The sequence below is a fragment of the Streptomyces sp. NPDC050625 genome (assembly GCF_040654755.1).
Taxonomy (GTDB): domain Bacteria; phylum Actinomycetota; class Actinomycetes; order Streptomycetales; family Streptomycetaceae; genus Streptomyces.
The window spans coordinates 585,421-604,857 of the sequence record NZ_JBFAIQ010000004.1; the positions used below are offsets into that span (position 1 = coordinate 585,421).

14 protein-coding genes are annotated in these 19,437 nt (G+C 67.9%); 8 read left to right on the top strand and 6 right to left on the bottom strand.

The genetic code is table 11. The features are described from left to right. Positions 1 to 93 precede the first annotated feature (93 nt). On the top strand, positions 94 to 2,550 hold the full coding sequence (locus tag AB0I54_RS13150) for an ATP-binding cassette domain-containing protein (protein WP_363296087.1): 2,457 nt from the start codon (positions 94 to 96) through the stop codon (positions 2,548 to 2,550). Next, a complete protein-coding gene (locus AB0I54_RS13155) occupies positions 2,547 to 3,608 on the top strand; it encodes an ABC transporter permease (protein WP_363296037.1) in 1,062 nt (353 codons plus the stop codon). Before AB0I54_RS13150 ends, AB0I54_RS13155 begins: the two co-directional genes overlap by 4 nt. A 111-nt stretch (positions 3,609 to 3,719) precedes the next feature. Here the strand turns inward: AB0I54_RS13155 and AB0I54_RS13160 are convergent, their stop codons facing one another. Both AB0I54_RS13160 and AB0I54_RS13165 read right to left on the bottom strand, forming a co-directional pair. Beyond that, a complete protein-coding gene (locus AB0I54_RS13160) occupies positions 3,720 to 5,435 on the bottom strand; it encodes a helix-turn-helix domain-containing protein (RefSeq protein WP_363296038.1) in 1,716 nt (571 codons plus the stop codon). A 132-nt stretch (positions 5,436 to 5,567) separates the two neighbouring features. After that, complete coding sequence (locus tag AB0I54_RS13165) at positions 5,568 to 6,242, bottom strand: GntR family transcriptional regulator (RefSeq protein WP_363296039.1); 675 nt, start codon at positions 6,240 to 6,242, stop codon at positions 5,568 to 5,570. Between the two features lie 234 nt (positions 6,243 to 6,476). Between AB0I54_RS13165 and AB0I54_RS13170 the strand changes: the two genes are divergently transcribed. From AB0I54_RS13170 to AB0I54_RS13195, 6 genes are all read left to right on the top strand, one after another. Beyond that, positions 6,477 to 7,967 (top strand): NAD-dependent succinate-semialdehyde dehydrogenase, encoded by a 1,491-nt coding sequence (locus AB0I54_RS13170; protein ID WP_363296040.1) that lies wholly within the window; start codon positions 6,477 to 6,479, stop codon positions 7,965 to 7,967. Further along, a complete protein-coding gene (locus tag AB0I54_RS13175) occupies positions 7,964 to 9,202 on the top strand; it encodes an iron-containing alcohol dehydrogenase (protein ID WP_363296041.1) in 1,239 nt (412 codons plus the stop codon). The genes AB0I54_RS13170 and AB0I54_RS13175 overlap by 4 nt, the downstream gene beginning before the upstream one ends. 32 nt (positions 9,203 to 9,234) lie before the next feature. Then, complete coding sequence (locus tag AB0I54_RS13180) at positions 9,235 to 10,176, top strand: 3-hydroxyacyl-CoA dehydrogenase (protein WP_363296042.1); 942 nt, start codon at positions 9,235 to 9,237, stop codon at positions 10,174 to 10,176. A 226-nt stretch (positions 10,177 to 10,402) separates the two neighbouring features. Continuing rightward, complete coding sequence (locus tag AB0I54_RS13185) at positions 10,403 to 11,587, top strand: hypothetical protein (RefSeq protein WP_363296043.1); 1,185 nt, start codon at positions 10,403 to 10,405, stop codon at positions 11,585 to 11,587. Positions 11,588 to 11,656: 69 nt separating this feature from the next. Beyond that, a complete protein-coding gene (locus tag AB0I54_RS13190) occupies positions 11,657 to 12,649 on the top strand; it encodes an asparaginase (RefSeq protein ID WP_363296044.1) in 993 nt (330 codons plus the stop codon). 424 nt (positions 12,650 to 13,073) lie between these two features. Continuing rightward, a complete protein-coding gene (locus AB0I54_RS13195; RefSeq protein WP_363296045.1) occupies positions 13,074 to 13,595 on the top strand; it encodes a transglycosylase SLT domain-containing protein in 522 nt (173 codons plus the stop codon). On the opposite strand, the gene AB0I54_RS13200 is transcribed toward AB0I54_RS13195, so the two are convergent. The 4 genes from AB0I54_RS13200 to mmsA all read right to left on the bottom strand — a co-directional run bounded on the left by AB0I54_RS13200 (position 13,559) and on the right by mmsA (position 19,317). Continuing rightward, entirely contained in the window at positions 13,559 to 15,025 is a 1,467-nt protein-coding gene (locus tag AB0I54_RS13200) for a cellulase family glycosylhydrolase (RefSeq protein WP_363296046.1), read from the bottom strand. The two genes, AB0I54_RS13195 and AB0I54_RS13200, sit on opposite strands and share 37 nt — an antisense overlap. A 217-nt stretch (positions 15,026 to 15,242) precedes the next feature. Then, entirely contained in the window at positions 15,243 to 16,352 is a 1,110-nt protein-coding gene (locus tag AB0I54_RS13205) for a sugar-binding protein (RefSeq protein WP_363296047.1), read from the bottom strand. Between the two features lie 122 nt (positions 16,353 to 16,474). Beyond that, positions 16,475 to 17,773 carry a multiple monosaccharide ABC transporter permease gene (gene mmsB / locus AB0I54_RS13210; RefSeq protein WP_363296048.1) on the bottom strand — a complete coding sequence of 433 codons (1,299 nt, stop codon included), beginning with the start codon at positions 17,771 to 17,773 and terminating at the stop codon, positions 16,475 to 16,477. Continuing rightward, a complete protein-coding gene (gene mmsA, locus AB0I54_RS13215) occupies positions 17,770 to 19,317 on the bottom strand; it encodes a multiple monosaccharide ABC transporter ATP-binding protein (RefSeq protein ID WP_363296049.1) in 1,548 nt (515 codons plus the stop codon). The genes mmsB and mmsA overlap by 4 nt, the downstream gene beginning before the upstream one ends. Between the last annotated feature and the right edge of the window lie 120 nt (positions 19,318 to 19,437).

Genomic DNA, 19,437 nt, shown 5'->3' on the forward strand with positions numbered 1-19,437 from the left:
GTCCGGCCACCGCAGCAGGGTGCGAGCCCCGATCCCACCCAGTCCCACCACACAGCAAGTCAGACAGCAAGCCAGGTCGCATCGGTGCTCTCCATGCAGGGCATCGGGAAGTCCTTCCCGGGCGTGCGCGCGCTGGACGAGGTGAGCTTCGACGTCCGCCCGGGCGAAGTCCACGCCCTGGTCGGCGAGAACGGCGCCGGCAAGTCCACCCTGATGGCCGTGGCCTCGGGCGCATTGGCGGCGGACGACGGCATGGTGCTCATCGGCGGGGACCAACTCACGCATGCGCACCCCGAGCAGGCTCGCAACCTCGGCCTCGGCATCGTGCGTCAGCATCCGGCGCTTCTTCCGGACCTGACCGTGGCGGAGAACATGGCACTCGGCGTCGGGTACAAGCGCGTCGGCGGGCTTCGCCGCGCGGTCTCCTGGTCCCGTGAGACCCTTGCGCCGTGGGAGATGAACATCGACCCGCGCGCCCGCGTCGCCGATCTGTCGATGGAGAAGCGGTTCATCATCGAGATCGCCAAGGCCCTCGCGTTGAACCCGAAGGTTCTGATCCTCGACGAGCCGACCGAGCATCTCAACGCCGAAGAAGTACAACGTCTCTTCACGAAGGTCCGCGAGACCGTCGCAACCGGCGCCGGTGTCGTCTACATCTCCCACCGCATCCCTGAAGTCAAGCAGATCGCCGACCGGATCACGGTCCTTCGCGACGGCCAGACCCGCGGAACCTTCGACGCCGACGCCGTTACCGAGGCGCAGATCGTCGAGCGTGTCGTGGGCCGCAAACTCGAGACGGTCTTCCCCACCAAGGAACCCGTACCTGCGGGCGCGGCCGAGCGCCTCGTCGTGACCGGGCTCTCCGGTCCCGGCTTTGACAACATCTCCCTGACCGTCCGCTCCGGCGAGATCGTCGGTTTGGCCGGGGTCCAGGGCAACGGCCAAGCCGAACTCGTCCGTGCCCTGGCCGGCCTGGCCTCGACTTCAGGCAAGATCGTCGTCGACGGGCAGCAGGTCCGCGGCACAAACGCAGCGGCTGCGAACGCCGGTGTCGTCTACGTGCCTGCTGACCGGCACGGCGAAGGTGTCTTCCTGCCACTGGGCGTGAGCGAGAACATCGTGGCCCGCACCCTGCACAAGGTCTCACGCCTCGGCCTTGTCAGCGACGCGCTGACCCAGGCCACCGCGAAGGACCAGATCCGCAACCTCGCGATCAAGACCCCGGCCCCCGAGACGCCGATCAGCTCTCTCTCGGGAGGCAACCAGCAGAAGGCCGTCATGGCCCGCACGCTGTTGGCCGCACCGAAGGTCCTCGTGGTGGAGGAGCCCACTCAGGGTGTCGACGCCGGTGCACGCGTCGACCTGTACAAGATCCTGCGCACCGCGGCCGATGACGGTGCCGCCGTCATTGTGCTCTCCTCCGACAACGTCGAGCTCGAGGGCCTGTGCCACCGCGTGCTGATCATGTCGCGCGGCAGCGTCGTCGAGGAGCTCACCGGTGAGGAGATCACCGAAGCGGCCATCGCTCACGCCGCACTGACCTCGACGAGCGTGCGCGGCCAAGACAAGACCCGCCCGGAGAAGGGTCGCCGACTGCGGGCCTGGCTGGCCGGCGACCAGGCCCCTGCGGCAGTGATCGCCGCGATCGTGGTGCTCCTCGGTCTCGGGACCGGGCTGCACAACGGCGACTACTTCGGTCAGCTCAACCTGAACAACCTCCTGCTCATGCTCGCGCCCCTGTTGCTGGTCGGTGCCGCGCAGCAGGTCGTCGTCATGGGAGCCGGCTTCGACCTCTCGGTCGGACCTCTCATGGGCTTCCTGGTCGTGATCGGGTCGTACTGGATCGTGGACGGCGGAAACCTGGTCCTCGGTCTGGTCCTCATGGCCCTCGGCGCGGTCGCGGTAGGCGTGATCAACGGCGTCATGGTGACCTGGTTCCGCATCAACCCGGTCGTCGCGACCCTCGCGGTCTACATGGCCCTCCAGGGCATCTACCTGTCCCTGCGGGACACGCCGGGCGGCACGATCTTCCCGTCGGTGGCAGCCGACATCCAGGCCCACTTCGGTGCGGTTCCGCTGGTGACCATCATCGCGGTGCTCCTGGTTCTGCTCCTTGAGCTGGCACTGCGTCGCACCAGGTGGGGCGTCGAGCTCCGGGCTCTTGGATCCGAGCCGGACGCCGCGGAGCGTCTCGGGGTGAAGATCCGACTGATCCAGTTCACCTCGTACGTGATCTGCTCGGTACTGGTCCTGCCCGCCAGCATCATCCTGATGGCCCAGATCGGTATCGGTGACGGTCGTCCTGGTCTCGCGTACACCCTCAACTCAGTGACCGTGGTCGTGCTTGCGGGAGCCAGCATCTTCGGTGGCCGCGGTTCGTTCATCGGGATCATCGCCGCCGCTGTCCTTGCTCAGCAGCTGGTCAATGTCTCCCCGTTCCTCAACCTTTCCCCTGCCTGGGGCTACTGGCTCCCGGGCCTCATCACGATCGGCGCCGCGGCGCTGTACGCGCAGCTGCGCCGTAGCCGCCGGACGGGAGCACACGCATGAGCACCCGACCCACCAACGCCTCCCGCCGCACCCCGAGTCATCGGCGGAACGCCATGGACGACCTGGACGCGGGCGCCGCCTGGCGCCGCCTCCTCTCGGGCAGCTGGGTGGGGATCGTGATTGCCACGATCATCCTCTTCGCCCTCAGCCCCGCCATCGCGCCCGGCAGCGTCGGCTCAGCCCCGCTGCTCAGCATGCTGCCCTTCGCCGCCGTGCTCGCCATGGCGGCCGCCGGGCAGACCCTCGTCGTGCAGCAACGTGGCCTCGACCTGTCGGTGCCAGGCATGATCGCGCTCGCCGCGGCCATCTGCACCTGCATGGTCCAGTCCCACGGCTGGCCGGCGTGGCTCGCCGTCACCGTCGCCGTGGTCGGCCCCGGCCTCGTCGGCCTGGTCAACGGAGTCCTGGTCGCTGTCGCCCGCGTCATGCCGCTGGTCGTGACGCTCGGCATGAACGCGGTCCTGCTCGGCACGGTTCTGGCGATCTCCGGCGGCTCGCCGGCCACAGCGCCCGGCGGCCTGAGCCGGTTCTCCGTCGACCGGACCCTCGGAATCCCGAACATCTTCATCATCGCGGTCGTCATGCTGGCCGTCGGTGGCGTCATCGCAAAGCGCTCCGCGGTCGGGCGCCGACTGACCTACATCGGTGTCAGCGTTCCCACCGCCTCGGCTCTGGGCATCCGCGTCACCCTCTACCAGGTCGTGGCCTACGGTTTCGCGGGCCTCGCCTACGGCGCCGCCGGCGTTCTCCTGGCCGGCTACACCCGGACTCCCGGGCTCTTCATCGGGGACACCTATGTGCTCCCGACGGTCGCGGCCGTGGTCCTGGGTGGCACCGCAATGACCGGCGGCATCGCGAGCATCGTGGCCAGCGGCGTCGGGGCGCTGTTCCTGACACAGCTCGGACAGCTGCTTCGCTCGTTGGGCTGGAACGACGCCCAGCAGCTCATCGCGCAGGCAGCGGTCCTCGCCGCAGTGGTCCTGCTTCGCGTGGCGGCCCCCGCTCTTCGCGGGCTGGCGCAGCGCCGACGCCAACGGGCGTTGCCCACGGTCAGCTGACGACCGAGGCACAGGTACAAACAGCGTGGTCCGGGAGCAGAGCTCCCGGACCACGCTGTTTGTACCTGTGCCTCCGTGGTGGCTGCGCGACGGTCGCTTCGAAGTCACCCGTCATGAGTCGGTGATCTTGTAGGCCTTCATCTTGCGGTAGATCGTCGCTCTGGACAGGCCGAGCATCTCCGCGGCGCGGGAACGGTTTCCGTCGGCTTCCCGCAGCGCCCGAGAGATCGCCTCCAGCTCGGCACGCTCGATCATGGTCAGCGTACGGGCACCCTGGATCCGCTCCGGCAGGTCACAGGGGAGGACGTATCCGCGTTTGCCGGCAAGCGCCAACCCGTCCACGACGTTGTGGAGCTCCTTGAGGTTGCGGGGCCACTCGTATCCGGTGAGCAGGTCAAGGGTCTCCGCACGTGGTTCCAAGCCGACGCCCGGCATGACCCGGTCCGTGAAGTAGCGCCACAAAGCGGGCAAGTCGGCGGTGCGCTCCCGCAGCGGAGGAACCCACACGTGTGACGCCCCGAGACCCACCGCCGTCTCCTCGGCCTCCGCGGCCGAGCGAAGCGTGGCAGTGAGCATCACAGGGCCCTTCGGAACGCTCATCTCCAACAGTCCGGCCAGCGCGAGCCTCGCTGCAGGGTCGAGGGCGTCGATCCCCTTGACGATCACCGGCGCTCCGCCTTGCAGCCGCTCCGCGATGTTGCGAAGCCATCGCTTCCCGCCGATCAGGGTCCGCTCCACCGTGTCGATCACGATGTGAGCACCTGGTCCGGATTCGCCGGAGCGGAACGGGAGCCCCAAGGCAAGTGACGTCTTGCCGACGCCGGCCTCACCGGCGATCACCACCGGGCGCGTCGCCTCCCGCCTTCGTGCGACGGCGTGCAGAGCCGCCATCCAGTCCGGGGAGCGTCCGATCAGCTGCGCCCGAGCCGGCCCCAGCGCAGTGGTGGTCGAGGTCCTGCCCCGCTGGAGGGACACGATCGCTCCGGCGCCTCCCTCGACCGGTGCCACGCGGACCTCGGTGGGGCCGCCGGAGAGTTCGACGATGAACCGGCCGCCGGACTGCCGATGGGTCAGATCTCCGAGCGCCGCGACATCTGCGCTGGACAGGCGGCCGGCGCCCTGGCTCTGCATGATCAGTCCCTGCGGACCGAACCCGACCACCGCGCCGGCCTTCGCCTCCGAGGCGTCCAGGAACGCTTGGAAGACCGCCCGGGCCTTGGGGGAGGCCACATCAAGGAGATGTTGCTGCAACTGGTCGGCGACCGTCTTGACCATGGGCCGCAGCAGCGAACGGCCCTCGATGAGCCCGCTGGACAACGTCACCACAGCAACGATCTTCTGAGTCAGCGGGTGCCGGATCGGCGTTCCGGTACAGACAGCGTCGTTGTACATGTCCGCGTAGTGCTCCGCGCCCGTGATCTGGACGCTCTGCCCGGTCGCCAGGACCGTGCCGACGCCGTTGGTGCCCACGAGCGACTCGTCCAGGACGGCTCCGCGGTCGGTTCCGACCATGTCGAAGTGACGCCACGCGTCACGGTCCGCAGCCCAGCGTCCGAGAACACGACCTTGGGCGTCCGCCAGCAGAAGGCCGACACCCGTTCCTGACAAGTCAGCGGAGAAACGTGACATCGGGGCCTGAAACAGGTCCAGGAGATGCTGATCGAGCTCATCCTCCGCCACATGCGGGACGTCGCGGACGTTGGCCGGCGCACCGAGCGCGTTTCGGGAACGCTCCCAGGACCTCAGCAGCGCAGGCGCGACATCTATGCGGTCGGTGCTCCCTGTCAACCATTCGTCTTTGAGCGTGCGGACTGGCCCGATCGACATGCTCTTCCCTTCCTAATGCAGAGCCGGAGCATTATGCGACATGGCGCGTATAGTGCCACATCGCTATCACCTTGTAGTAGGAGGAAATCGACGAGACCGTCGATTCCGGATCTGTGCGAGTTGCCCGAGGCCTCAGGCCAGACGACGGCGATACTCGTCGACGGCCAGCGCCGCCGCGCCGCAGACATGGTGCTCGCACGCGGCTCGCGCCGCGGCGGCGTCACACGTAACGGCCGCGGCTTCGATGATGCGGCCGAATTCCTCAAAGGAGATCCGCGCCCGTTGGTCGTCCATGAACGCGTAGCGACGAAAGATCTGGACGCGGGCGTGAATGCGGGCAACATCCTCGGTGAGGACCGGGTTGCCGGCCCCTTCGAGCAGGAGTCCGTAGAACCGCTCGTTCGCCTCCTCGCGTGTCTTGATGGTGCCCTGGAGGTAGGTCGTCTCCATCTCGATCAGGAGCTCTCGCAGCTCGCGCTTCACCTGCTCCGAAGCGCGTGCCACGAAGAGTTCGCCCACCAGGCCCTCGAGAGCGCGCCGCACCTCGTAGATCCGCTCGATGTCCTGCGGTGTCAACACGGTCACGACCGGTCCGTGGTGGGCGACCACCGTCACCAGTCGCTCGGACTCGAGTTGGCGCAGTGCTTCTCTGACCACGGTGCGCGAGACTCCGTAGGCCTCGCACAGGCCGCTCTCGCGCAGGGCGTCGCCCGGCTGGAAGGCCCCGCTCAGGATGTCTTCACGGAGCAGACGTGTGATCTGCTGCCGCAGCGGTGCCGCATGCCGAGTCAGTCTCGAAGTACTCATGACGGTTCCGTCAACCTCCAGCTGATGCCTGCCGGGCCCGGTGGCGCTTGGGGCTCGTGAGGCACTGTCTCAAATCGATGCACTGGACCATATCCCGCGCTTTGGCCCGTAGCGTATTACGAGATGACGGTAATACGTCACAGCGCGAACGCGCCGTGCGCCCCGGCGGCAGCTCCACCCGAGCCGCCTGGTTGCCGCCGCACCCGCTCCCGCCGAAAGAGGAGGACCCCCACCATGACGACACCGACCGCGCCGGTCACAGCACAGGTCCGCGGACGGGAGGTCCCCGTCGATCTCTACATCGACGGTGCGTGGACCCATGCCGTCGAGACGTTCTCGGTCGTCAACCCCGCAAGCGGTCAGACGATCGCCGAGGTCGCCGACGGCACCGTCGACCAGGCACTCGCCGGGCTCGATGCGGCCGTCGCCGCTCAGGACGCCTGGCGTCACGTGCTTCCGCGCGAGCGTGCCGACCTGTTCCACCGCGCGCACCGGCTACTCCTGCAGCGTGCCGACGAGATCGTCGAGACCATGACGCTGGAGAGTGGCAAGCCGTTGGGCGAGGCCCGAGGAGAGTTCCAGCTCTCGGTCGACTTCTTCCTCTGGTACGCCGAGCAGATCGCCCACCTTCACGGCACCTACGCGCACGGCTCCCGAGGCGCCTACCGCGTCGTCACCACCCACCAGCCGGTCGGCCCGTGCCTTCTCATCACTCCCTGGAACTTCCCGTTGCTGATGATCGCCCGCAAGGCCGGCGCAGCGCTCGCCGCCGGATGCACGGTCGTGGTGAAGTCCGCGAAGGAGACCCCGCTGACCTGCGCGCTGTTCGTGCAGGCGCTGCACGATGCCGGTTTCCCGGCGGGTGTGGTCAACCTCGTCCACACGACGACCTCGGCCAAGGTGTCGGCGGCGCTCATGGCGGACAGCCGTCTGCGCAAGGTGAGCTTCACCGGCTCGACCGGTGTGGGCAGCACCCTGCTGAGCCAGGCGGCTGCGAACATCACCAATGCCTCGATGGAGCTCGGCGGCGACGGTCCGTTCATCGTGCTCGATGACGCCGACCTCGACCTGGCGGCCGAACAGGCGATCGTGTGCAAGTTCCGCAACGCCGGTCAGGCCTGTGTGGCGGCCAACCGGATCATCGTCGACAGCCGCGTCGCGGAACAGTTCACGGCCAAGTTCGTCGCGTTGACCGAGAAGCTGAAGGTCGGCGACGGGTTCGACCCGGCCACGGAGGTCGGCCCGATCATCTCGGCCGGGCAGCGCAACACCGTCAGGGAACTCGTCGACGGCTTCTCCGAGATCGGCGCGACCCTGCTGACCGGGGGCAAGGAGGTGCCGGGCGACGGATTCTTCTTCGAGCCGACCGTCTTCTCGGTGACAGAGGCGGATGACGACCTTTGCCACCAGGAGCTGTTCGCCCCCATTGCGACGATCTACACCGTTGACTCGGTCGCCGAGGCGGTCAAGGTCGCCAACGACACCACCTACGGGCTTGCCGCGTACGTGTTCACCCGCAACCTGGACCGCGCCATTGCCGTGAGCGAGCGCCTCGATTTCGGCATGGTCGGCATCAACCGCGGCATCATGGCCGACCCCGCAGCGGCGTTCGGCGGCATCAAGGCCTCCGGCCTGGGCCGCGAAGGCGGACACGAGGCGATATACGAGTTCCTCGAGCCCAAGTACCTTGCCATCACCGTGGACGAGACGGAGGCGGGCCTGTGACCACCTGCGTCGCCTCCATCGGCATTCTGCGCCAGCCCAAGACCGTTCTTTTCGGTCCCGGCGAGCGGCGCCACCTGCCCCATCTCCTTGCCGAGATCGCACGGCACGTCCTCGTCGTCACCGACGCCCGTATGGCACAGGTGACCGAGTTCAAGGACATGGTGACTGCCATCGAAGGACAAGGGATCACGGTCTCGGTGTTCTCCGAGGCCGAGCCGGACCTGCCTCGCGAGAACATACTCACCGTCGTCGACCGGTACGGCGACGCCGACGTGGATGCGCTGCTCGCGGTCGGCGGCGGCTCCTGCCTCGACCTGGCGAAGGTGTCCGCTGCCGTCCTCGCACACGGCGGTGACGTCCGGGACTACTACGGCGAGTTCCTCGTCCCGGGCCCCGGACTTCCGGTCATCACCGTACCCACCACCGCCGGTACCGGCGCCGAAGTGACCTGTATCTCGGTCGTCTTCGACCGGGAGAAAGGCATGAAGGTCGGCGTGGCCAGCCCACACCTGGAGGCGTACGCCGCCGTCATCGACCCCGAGCTCACCGTCTCCTGCCCGCCGGCACTCACCGCGGCCACGACGGCCGACGCGCTGACTCACCTGGTCGAGACGTTCACCGACCGGGTCAAGGACGTGACGCCGGAGTTCCTGGCCCATCATCTCTACGTCGGGAAGAACCCGCTGACCGACATCTTCTGCCGCAGCGGCCTGACTCTGCTCAACTCGTCCCTGGAGGCCGTGGTCGCCGACCCGTCCGACATCGAAGCACGCTCCGCGACCATGCTGGCCGCGTACAACGCGGGCATGGCCATCAACACCGCCGGTACCGCCGCGGCGCACGCCATCCAGTCCCCGATCGGTGCGCTGACCCACACCTCGCACGGGTTCGGTGTCGGAGCGCTTCTGCCGTACGTGATGCGCTACAACCTTCCGACCCGGATCGCGGAGTTCGCCGAAATCGGGGCACTGCTCGGTGTCGCCGACCCCGAGTCGACCCCGTTGGACCAGGCGAAGGCCGGCATCTCCCGGGTCGAGGCGCTGCTGGAGACCGTCGGCTGCCCGACCGACCTGAAGACACTCGGCCTGGACCCGAAGGACTTCTCCTACGTGGCCGACCAGGCGATGCTCGCGACCCGCCTGACGGCCAACAACCCGCGCGATGTCACCCACGAGTCCGTTGTCGAGATCCTGCAGCGTGGCTACGACAACGACCGCACCTGGTGGTCGGTGTGACGAGCACAGCTGCCACACCGACACGTGGCCCGATGGAGCCGATCGCCGTCGCCGGCGCCGGCTCCATCGGGGTCGCCTTCGCGATCGTCTTCGCACGAGCCGGGCACCCGGTCCGGGTGTGGGATCCGTTCCCGGACGCTCTGGAGCGCGCCCAGCGTGAGCTCTCCGATCGCCTTGACCAGTTGTCCGCGCACGGCCTCGTCGAGAATCCGAGCGCCGTGAGTGCGCGGGTCACGTTCGCCGGTGACTTGGCGGAGGCGGTCGCGGGAGTGGCGCTGGTGCAGGAATGCGCCCCGGAGCGGGTAGACGTCAAGCAGGACCTGATCCGGCGTGCGGCCCAGAGCGCGCCTGATCAAGCGGTGTTCGCCAGTTCGAGCTCAGCGATACGTCCCAGTCTCATCACAGCCGACCTGAGCGAAGGGCTGCGGGACCGGATCCTGGTCGGTCACCCCGGCAACCCGCCGTACCTCATCCCGGTGATCGAGCTGGTCCCTTCTCCCAGCACCGCTACGTGGGCCGTCGAGCGCGCCCGTGCCATCTACACCGGCGCAGGGCTACGCCCGATCACGGTCAACCATGAACCGGAAGGGTTCGTGTTCAACCGTCTTCAAGGCGCGGTACTGCGTGAGGCCTACTGCCTGGTGCGAGACGGGGTTGCGACCGTTGACGAGATCGACGAGGTCGTCCGCAGTGGACTCGGGCGCCGGTGGAGTCTCATCGGCCCGTTCGAGACCGTCGACCTCAACACCCGGGGCGGTCTTGAATCACACGCGGAGAAAATGGGACCCGCGTATGCACGCATGGGCGCTGAGCGCGGTCAGAACGACCCATGGACGCAGGACCTCGTGTCGACCGCAGTGGGCCAGCGTCGCACTCTTCTCCCACTCGACCGCTGGGAAGAGCGGGTTCGCTGGCGAGATGAGCAACTCATGCGGCTGACGCCGCTGTGGGAGGACATTCGCGCCACCTCCTGAGTTCCGCTCGGGTCTTCACTCGTCGGCGCGGACGGCTGGGCGAGGTGCCTCGGACATGTGCACTGTCCGAGGCACCTCGCCCAGCCGACGACTCCAACACGTTTTTTGGTACGTGCGCGGATCGCTTGACGTGCTCCCTGGACTCTAGGCCAGGGAGCACGTCAAGCTTCGGTTGTTCGGCTCATCGCAACATTCACGGATGCAGGGCCAAGGCGGGGGAAGACATATGGCATATCGGCGCGCGCTGATACCGGCACTGGTCGGTGGCCTGCTCATCACGCTGTTGCTGTGGTGGGCGGGGGCGAGTGATCTGGCACTGCAACTGCGCGGCAGCACGCGGGTGTTCGATGTCCAGTCCGCGAGCGAACTCCGGCGATGGCTGGCGCCCTGGTCGTACGACCCCCCGATGACGCTGCTGTCCGACGGGCCTGTGGACGCGGATACGGGCGGGGGCGGCGGCACGGTCTTGAGCGGCGGCACTCAGTATGCCGGTCTGTACAGCACCGCGATGCAGATCAGATTCGTGGCGGTCTTCGTGTTCTTCCTGGCCGGCGCGCTGCTCCTGGTCCACAGGATTCCGCCGACGCGGGGCCGTACGCCGGCCACGCTGCTCGCGCTGTGGGCCTGGGGCCCGGTGGCCGGAACGCTGGCCGTGACGGTCTCCGCGCCGTGGCTGATCGCATCCGGGGGCCACGGCAGCTATCGGTTCCTGCCGCGGCTGGCGGGTGTGATCGCGTCGAGCGGGCCGGTCGTGGTGTTCGTGTCGTTGTTGACCGCCCCGCTCACGGTGCTTGCGGCGAGTGTGGCCGCCAGGGGTGCGGAGTCACTGCCCCGTCGCAGTGTGCCGCCGCGCGCCGCCCGGCTGGCAGCGAGTGTGGGGACCGGTGTGATCGCGGTGTCGCTGGTGATCCTTTCGTACCAATCGGTGGCGGCCTGGATCCAGACCTCGTTCGGCGGCGCGGGGTTGTGGTCGGAGCCCGGCGATCTGCTGCGTGAGTGGTTGCTGCTCGGCGGCTGGACGGGCCCGGCGACCACGCCGCTCGGCGACTGGCTGCTGTACCGGGTCGCCGACGTGGTCATGCTGGCCGTGGTGTGGTGGGCGCTGCGGCTGCTGCCCGGCCTGCTCACCCGGACCACGGTGCCGGCGATGGCGGCGGGCGCGGTCTGCGCAACCGTGCTGGGTCTGCTGGCGAGCCAGGTGCTGCACATGGCGATGGACGACACCGCCACCGTGTGGGGGCCCGTGCATGTGTTCTCACAGCTGGGCGAGGGCGTCCCGGCCGCTCTCACCTTCGGCATCGCGGCCGGGATCGCGGCCCTTGTGACACTACGGCTGGCCGGCGACCGTGACACCGGTACAGCCCCCGGCGCTGGAACGCCTGACGCTTTGTCACAAGGTCGGCAAGCGTGATCCCCTCCCGATAGGCTGCCGAGGGCAGGGATCAGCCGTTGCCCGCAGGCGAGCGGAAGGCACAGGGGTATGGGCGTCGCACTGTTCACGCTCGGCGGCACGATATCGATGACGGGCCACACCCCGGGCGTCGAAGACGGACCGGTGGTCAGCCGGTTGAACGGAGCCGACCTCGCCGCGGCCGTGCCCGGGCTCGACCAGCTCGGAACGCCCCTGGACATCCACGACATCGAGGCGGTCCCCAGCGCGAATCTGACGTTCGCTCACGTCTTGACTCTGGTGGAATCCGCGTCGCAGGCGGTCCGGGCCGGGGCCTGCGGAGTGGTGGTCACCCAGGGGACCGACACGCTGGAAGAGACCGCGTTCCTGATCGACCTGGTCTGGCCGCACGCCGAGCCGTTCGTCCTGACCGGGGCCATGCGCAACCCGACACTCGCGGGGCACGACGGCCCGGCGAACCTGCTCGCCGCCGCCCGCACCGCCGTCTCTCCCGCGAGCCAGGGCCTGGGAGCACTGGTCGTGTTCAACGACGAGATCCACGCGGCCCGCTGGGTACGCAAAACCCACAGCACCAGCACCGCCACCTTCGCCTCGCCCGACACCGGCCCGATCGGTCACGTCATCGAAGGCCATCCCCGAGTACTCATGGCCCCCACGCGCCGCCGCGCGCCGTACCCGCGGCCTGAAGCGCTGGACAGGACTCGGGTCGCGCTGCACACCGTCACCCTCGACGAGGACGCGGACATCCTCACCGCCATCGCCGGGGCGAGCGATGGACTGGTCGTCGCCGGCTTCGGAGTCGGGCATGTCCCGAGCAAACTCGCCGATCTCCTGGGAACCCTGGCCGAACGCATGCCCGTGGTGCTCACCTCCCGCACCGGCAGCGGATCCGTTCTGCGGCAGACCTACGGCGCCATCGGCTCGGAGACCGACCTGCAACGCCGCGGCCTCATCAACGGCGGCCTTCTCGACCCGTACAAGGCCCGGATCCTCCTCCGGCTCCTGCTGGCCGGCGGTGCCGATCGCGAGGCCGTCACCGCAGCCTTCGCCGAGCACGGCTGAACCGTTGGCCACCTCGGGTGATCGCACTGTGACGCAGCGTGACGCAGTCGCGGCTCTCGGGTCGGCCCTGTCAGGGGCCTGGAGAGCGCCGGAGGGGCGCCTGGAGCGTGACGCCACCCATAGGACCCAGATCACGTCCTACCCGGCATCGTAGAGGCGTCCCGCCATGAGCAGGCCCTAAGCCGCCAGAATGGCTAATTTCGGACATTTCTCCTTAGTCGGGTAGTACGTCACATTCTTGCGCCCGCTTCCGCCCGCCGCTAACCATGTCTCTCGTCGCCGCAAGCTGCGGGACGGACCGGAAGTACACCGCCGGCCGGCCCAGCACTTGCACGGCAGCACGGGGCCCTCGCCCCGACGCCCTACAGGCCGCGACCGATACCGGCCGGCGCCTCTAAGACGTCCTACAGGAGAGTCCCTTCTCATGACCGCGATCACCGCTCCCCGCCGCTTTGCCCGCCTGCGCACCCTCGCCCTGACCGGCCTCGCCACCACCGGCGCCGCGGCCGCCGCTCTCACGCTGATGCCGGCCTCCGCACAGGCCGCCGAAGCACCGCAGGCCGCCCACAGCGTCACGGCTCCCTCTCGCGACAGCAACACCGACCCCAAGGGCAGCACCGGCAGCGCGGGGAACCTCGACGGCTGGATCAAGCAGTCGCTGGCCATCATGAAGGAGAAGGGCATCCCCGGCAGCTACGACGGCCTGCACCGCAACATCATGCGTGAGTCCGGCGGCAACCCCAACGCCCAGAACAACTGGGACGTCAACGCGCAGAACGGCACCCCGTCCAAGGGCCTCCTGCAGGTGATCCAGCCCACCTTCAACGCCTACCACGTCGCCGGCACCGCTCAGAGCGTCACTGACCCGGTGGCGAACATCACCGCCGCCGCCAACTACGCCGCTCAGCGCTACGGTTCCATCGACAACGTCAACTCCGCGTACTGACCCGGCCCACGCTCGGACGACGACGAAGTCCGCGTGGGTGTGACAACCACCGTCACGCAACTTGCGTCGGCAGACCGTGCGGTGACCCGGACCGTCGCGGCCTTGCCCGCCGGCACGACGGCGGGCCGGGCACTCGCCGGGCCGACGACCACGACCCGCCGGCCCACCGGAGCCGGGGGCAGGGACAGTTCGGTCGTGCCGCCGCGCTGTGGTTCGTAGCTGAGCCGGTAGGTGTGTGTGGCCGGGCTGTAGCTGTCGACGTGGACCTCGCCCGCAACAGCACGGGCGTACGGACGGACGGTTCGCTCCTTGTTCGGGCGCAGCCGGCCGTTCACGTCCATCGCGCAGTACCCCCCGCCGTAACACCACTCCCAACCTGCCCAGCCGCCGCTGTAGCGGTCCATGGACGCCAGGGCGTCGTCATGGAAGCGGCCCATGTTGGGCAGGCCGCCGTTCAACGGCCCCCACTCACCGACGACGACCGGGATGCCGTGCTCGTGCGGATAGCCGACCACGGCGGTCTCGTACGCCTCCAGCCAGCCACTGTCCGGGTCGTAGTCCCCGCCCGCCTCCATGGCCGCGTTGTACAGGTGAGGGGCGTACACCACCTTCGGGTCGTCGATCCGGCCCAGACCTGTCGGCACGCCCTCGCCCACGATCGGCGTCGGCTCTACGAACAGCCAACCGTCCGTGTCGACCTGCCGGACGGCGTCGGCGATGCGGCTGTACATCGGGGTGAGCTGTCGGGACTCGATGCGCCTCGCGGCGGTCGGCAGGTCCTCGCCCGCATTGATGCGCCCCATCGGCTCGTTGATCAGGTCGTAGCCGAGAACCGCAGGGTGCCCCCCGAACCGTTCGGCAAGCAACCGCCACATACGGGCCTGCGCCCTCCTCAGGTCGGCGTCCTGATAGAGGTGCTGGAACGCGGCCTGCACCGCCGGCTCGAAGTACTCGGAGAACCAGTCGTCCGGGTGCGGTGTGAACGGCAGCCCGTCCGTGCGCGTCGCCCACTCGGGGATTCCACGATGTCCGAAACGGGGCCCGAACACGTCTTGGTGGGCATCGATCACCACATGGATCCGGTACTGGTGGGCCCAGTCCAGCACCTGCTCGATCTTGCGCAGGTACGGTCGGCTGTAGCGGCCGGGTTCCGGTTCGAGGTCGTCCCAGAACACCAGCAGCCGGGCGAAGTCGAAGCCCTGCGCCGCCATGTCGCGGAAGTGCCGCTCGGTGATCGCGGACAACGCGTCGGCACCGCGGTGTGTCTTGTCCCCGACGTTCCAGCCCCGCAGGGTGAGCACTCTGCCCCGGTCATCGGTCAGCCTGGTCCCGGGCGTCGGCTCGACGGAACCCGCGTGCGCGGGGCCGGGAAGCAGCACGGCCGCGAGCAGTGCCAGGGCGGCCATGGCGGCGACCGCGTACCTGCGCATCAACACCTCCGGCTCGTGGCGCGAGGGCGCGCCGAATGCGGGCGTAGTCAACTCCGCAGCGAGCGAACCGGGTTGGCCGAGGTTCGGCAAAGGCGGAAACCGGACGATGTGAGGCTCGGGCGGCCTCGGTCGGTTGCCGGGGGAGGGGGAGGAGCGGCATGCGACACCGCGCCCCGGATTCGTCCTCCGGGGCGCGTGCGGGTGTTCGCCCTGCTGCTTACTTGGTGAGGGGAGCCAACTTGGGGTCGCTGGCGTAGGCCTCGGCCGCGTTCTCCTTGGTCACGATGACCGGCGGGAGGAGGTAGGCCGGGACGACCTTGGTGCCGTTGTTGTACGACTTGGTGTCGTTGATCTTCGGCTTGTCGCCCTTCTGCAGGGACTCGACCATGCCGACGGTCTCGGCGACGAGCTTTCGGGTGTCCTTGTTGATGGTCGAGTACTGCTCACCGGCCATGATCGACTTGACCGACTCGACCTCGGAGTCCTGACCCGTGACGACCGGGACCGGCTTGCCCGCGCCCTTCACCGAGGTGATGATCGCGCGGGCGAGGGTGTCGTTCGGCGACAGAACGCCGTCGAGCTTCTTGCCGCCGTTGTAGGTCGAGGTCAGCAGCGAGTCCATGCGCTGCTGCGCGTTCTCGGCCTTCCAGCCCTGGATCGCGGTCTGCTTGATGCCCTTCTGCCCCGAGCCGACAACGATGTCGCCCTTGTCGATGTAGGACTTGAGCACGCTCATCGCACCATCGAAGAACACCTTGGAGTTGTTGTCGTCCGGCGACCCGGAGAACATCTCGATCGTCCACGGCCCCTTCGGCTTCTTCGCCTTCATGCCGTCGACGAGGGCCTGTCCCTGCAACTGACCGACCTTGAAGTTGTCGAACGCGACATAGTAGTCGACGTCGGGGGTGTTGGTGATGAGCCGGTCGTAGGCGATGACGGTCGCTCCGGCCTGCTTGGCCTGCGCGACCTGAGTGGCGAGCTGCGAGGCGTCGGTCGCTCCGATGACGATCACCTTCGCGCCCTTGGTGACCATGGAGGAGATCTGCGACTGCTGATCGGCGACGGTGGTCGAGGCGCCCGCGTACTGTACGTCGGTCTTGAAGCCCGCCTTCTTCAGGCCGTTGGTGAACAGGTCACCGGCGAGTACCCAGTTCTCCGACGTCTTGGCCGGAAGCGCGACACCGATGAGGGAGTCCTGCGCGAAGCCCTTGGCGTGATTCCCGCCGGAACTGCCGGAGCCCTCACGCTCGTTGGAGCAGGCCGTGCCCAGGGCGAGCAGTGCGACGGCGCCGGCCGCGGCGATGCCTCTGGTGATGATTCTGCGCATGGTGAGATGAGCCCTTCTTGCAGTGGTACGGAGGTCGAGCTGGCCTTGGTACGGAGGTCGAGCTTGCGGTGGTGCGGAGGTCGGGCGCCGTGGTGTCCGGCGCTCTCGGGGCGGCCTGACGGTCAGCTTGCGACCGGAGCCTTGTCCGGATCGGAGCTCGGAGCCGGTGGTTCGACCGGGGTGGCCGGCTCGTCCTTCCGGAACGGACCCATGAGCGATCCAATGATCGAGAAACGTCCCTGACGCTTGCTGTACACGTCGAACGCGACGGCGAGGAGGAGGACCAGGCCCTTGATGATCTGGACCATGTCGGAGCCGACGCCCTCCAGTTGCAGACCGTTGTTGAGCAGGGCCATGACCAGACCACCAACGATCGAGCCGCTGATCGTACCGAGGCCGCCGGAGACCGCCGCGCCGCCGATGAAGACGGCCGCGATGGCGTCGAGTTCCCAGCTCAGACCGTCCTGCGGGCCGGAAGCCGCGGACCGCGCCACGAAGATCATGCCGGCCAGGGCGGCCAGGACGGACATGTTCATCATGACGAGGAAGTTGACCCGCTTGAGCTTCACGCCCGACAGCTCGGCCGCACGGGCATTGCCGCCCACGGCGTAGATGTGCCGTCCACCGATGGTGTTGCGGGTGTAGTACGAGTACGCGAGCACCAGGACGATCAGGATGATGCCGGAGATCGGCAGGCTGGTGCCGATGCGCCCGCCGGCGAAGCGCAGCGTGGCGAAGACGATGACACCCAGCATCACGGCCAGGCGGACCACCGTGATCCACAGCGGCGCGACGTCCGCCTTCATCTCACGCCGGGTCTGACGTGCCCTCCACTCGCGCCACACCATGCCGGCGCAGGCGGCCAGACCGAGCAGCAGCGTCAGGTTGTTGTATCCGGTGTCCGGTCCCACCTCGGGCAGGAAGCCGGCGCCGATCTTGCGGAACCCGGCGGGCACCGGCACCGTGTCGGCGTTGCCGATGTACTGGTTGCCGCCGCGGAACAGCATCATCCCGGCCAGGGTCACGATGAACGCCGGCACTCCGACATAGGCGACCCAGAACCCCTGCCACGCGCCGATCAGCGCGCCGACGAGCAGGCCGAGCAGGATGCCCACCGGCCACGGCAGCGAGTGCTCCTGCATCGCCTTGGCGACGACGATGCCGGTGAATGCCGCAACGGAGCCGACAGAGAGGTCGATGTGCCCGGCGACGATCACCATCAGCATGCCGATGGCCAGGATCAGGATGTAGGAGTACTGGCTGACGACCGCGATGAGGTTGCCGGAGGTCAGGGTCAGGCCTCCGGTCCAGATCTGGAACAGCAGGACGATCGCCACGAGAGTGAAGATCATCCCGAACTGGCGGGCGTTGGAGGTCGTGCCTCCGAAGAGGTTCTTCTGCAGCTCTTTGATTCGGCTCATGAGGTTGGGCTCTTCTTCGTAGCGGTCATCTGCTTCATCAGGAGTTCCGGGTCGGCATCACGGCGGTCCACCTCGCCGGTGATGGTGCCTTCGAACACCGTGTAGATGCGGTCGCACAGACCGATGAGCTCCGGCAGCTCCGAGGAGATGACGACGACGCCCTTTCCCTGGCCGACGAGCCGCTGGATGATCCCGTAGATCTCGTACTTGGCCCCGACGTCGATGCCGCGTGTCGGCTCGTCGAGAATGAGCAGGTCCGGATCGGTGAACATCCACTTCGCCAGGACGACCTTCTGCTGGTTGCCGCCGGAGAGCTTCACGACACCCTCGTCGATGCCGGGGGTCTTGATCCGCAGACTCCCGCGGTACTCCTCGGCGATGCGATGTTCGCGCACCGGATCGATGACCCCGCGCCTGGCGATCTTCGACAGCTTGGCGGACACCATCGAGGTCTTGATGTCGTCGAGCAGATTGAGCCCGATCGACTTGCGGTCCTCACTGACATAGGCGAGTCCGTGCCGGATGGCGGACGCCACCGACTTCAGCTGGATCTCCTTGCCGTCCTTGAAGACCCGGCCGGACAGGTAAGTGCCGTACGAACGGCCGAACAGGCTCATCGCGAGCTCGGTACGACCCGCACCCATCAGGCCGGCGAAGCCGACGATCTCGCCGCGCCGGACGTTGAAGGACGAACCCTTGCACACGAGCCGGTCGTCCGAACTCGGGTGCCGCACGGTCCAGTCGCGGACCTCGAAGAACACCTCGCCGATATCGGGCACGTGGTCGGGGAACCGGCTGCTGAGTTCACGGCCGACCATCCCGCGCACGATACGGTCCTCGTCGACGCCGTCGGCCTTGACGTCGAGGCTCTCGATGGTGCGGCCGTCGCGCAGGATCGTGATGGTGTCGGCGACCGCCTCGATCTCGTTCAGCTTGTGCGAGATGATGATCGAGGTGATGCCCCGCTCCCGGAAGCCGCGCAGCAGATCGAGCAGGTGCTGGGAGTCGGTCTCGTTGAGGGCCGCGGTCGGCTCGTCGAGGATGAGCAGCCGCACGTCCTTCGCGAACGCCTTGGCGATCTCCACGAGTTGCTGCTTGCCGACGCCGATGTCCTTGATCAGCGTGTCGGGGTCCTCCTGGAGCCCGACACGCTCCATCAGCTCCAGCGCCCGGCGCTGAGCGGCCTTCCAGTCGATCGCACCGCGTCTGCGCGGCTCGTTGCCGAGGAAGATGTTCTCGGTGATCGACATGCCGGGCACCAGCGCCAGCTCCTGGTGGATGATCGCAATACCGGCCTGCTCACTGGCCCGGATGTCCTGGAAGCGGACCTCGCTACCCCGGTAGCGGATCTCGCCGGTGTAGCTCCCGTACGGGTGCACACCGCTCAGCACCTTCATCAGCGTGGACTTGCCGGCGCCGTTCTCCCCGCAGAGCGCATGGATCTCGCCCTCCCGCACGACCAGGTTGACGTCGGCGAGTGCCTTCACGCCGGGGAACGTCTTGGTGATCCCCCGCATCTCCAGCAAGGGCGGTGCCTGGGTCATGAGCAGGACTCCGTGGTGCGGAGCCCGCCACGGCCTTGACTCATCAGAACTCCTTCGTTCGGCCCGCCGGCAGCCTCGGGGTGCTCCGGGGCAGAGCAACGCGGTCGTGACAACGTTGTC

Excerpts from the sequence above, each read along its gene's own strand:
- AB0I54_RS13150 (WP_363296087.1), top strand. The coding sequence starts at position 94 with ATGCAGGGCATCGGGAAGTCCTTCCCGGGCGTGCGCGCGCTGGACGAG.
- mmsA (WP_363296049.1), bottom strand. The coding sequence starts at position 19,317 with ATGACCCAGGCACCGCCCTTGCTGGAGATGCGGGGGATCACCAAGACG.
- AB0I54_RS13195 (WP_363296045.1), top strand. The coding sequence starts at position 13,074 with ATGACCGCGATCACCGCTCCCCGCCGCTTTGCCCGCCTGCGCACCCTC.
- AB0I54_RS13160 (WP_363296038.1), bottom strand. The coding sequence starts at position 5,435 with ATGTCGATCGGGCCAGTCCGCACGCTCAAAGACGAATGGTTGACAGGG.
- AB0I54_RS13180 (WP_363296042.1), top strand. The coding sequence starts at position 9,235 with ATGGAGCCGATCGCCGTCGCCGGCGCCGGCTCCATCGGGGTCGCCTTC.
- AB0I54_RS13155 (WP_363296037.1), top strand. The coding sequence starts at position 2,547 with ATGAGCACCCGACCCACCAACGCCTCCCGCCGCACCCCGAGTCATCGG.
- AB0I54_RS13185 (WP_363296043.1), top strand. The coding sequence starts at position 10,403 with ATGGCATATCGGCGCGCGCTGATACCGGCACTGGTCGGTGGCCTGCTC.
- AB0I54_RS13200 (WP_363296046.1), bottom strand. The coding sequence starts at position 15,025 with ATGCGCAGGTACGCGGTCGCCGCCATGGCCGCCCTGGCACTGCTCGCG.
- AB0I54_RS13205 (WP_363296047.1), bottom strand. The coding sequence starts at position 16,352 with ATGCGCAGAATCATCACCAGAGGCATCGCCGCGGCCGGCGCCGTCGCA.
- AB0I54_RS13190 (WP_363296044.1), top strand. The coding sequence starts at position 11,657 with ATGGGCGTCGCACTGTTCACGCTCGGCGGCACGATATCGATGACGGGC.
- mmsB (WP_363296048.1), bottom strand. The coding sequence starts at position 17,773 with ATGAGCCGAATCAAAGAGCTGCAGAAGAACCTCTTCGGAGGCACGACC.
- AB0I54_RS13170 (WP_363296040.1), top strand. The coding sequence starts at position 6,477 with ATGACGACACCGACCGCGCCGGTCACAGCACAGGTCCGCGGACGGGAG.
- AB0I54_RS13165 (WP_363296039.1), bottom strand. The coding sequence starts at position 6,242 with ATGAGTACTTCGAGACTGACTCGGCATGCGGCACCGCTGCGGCAGCAG.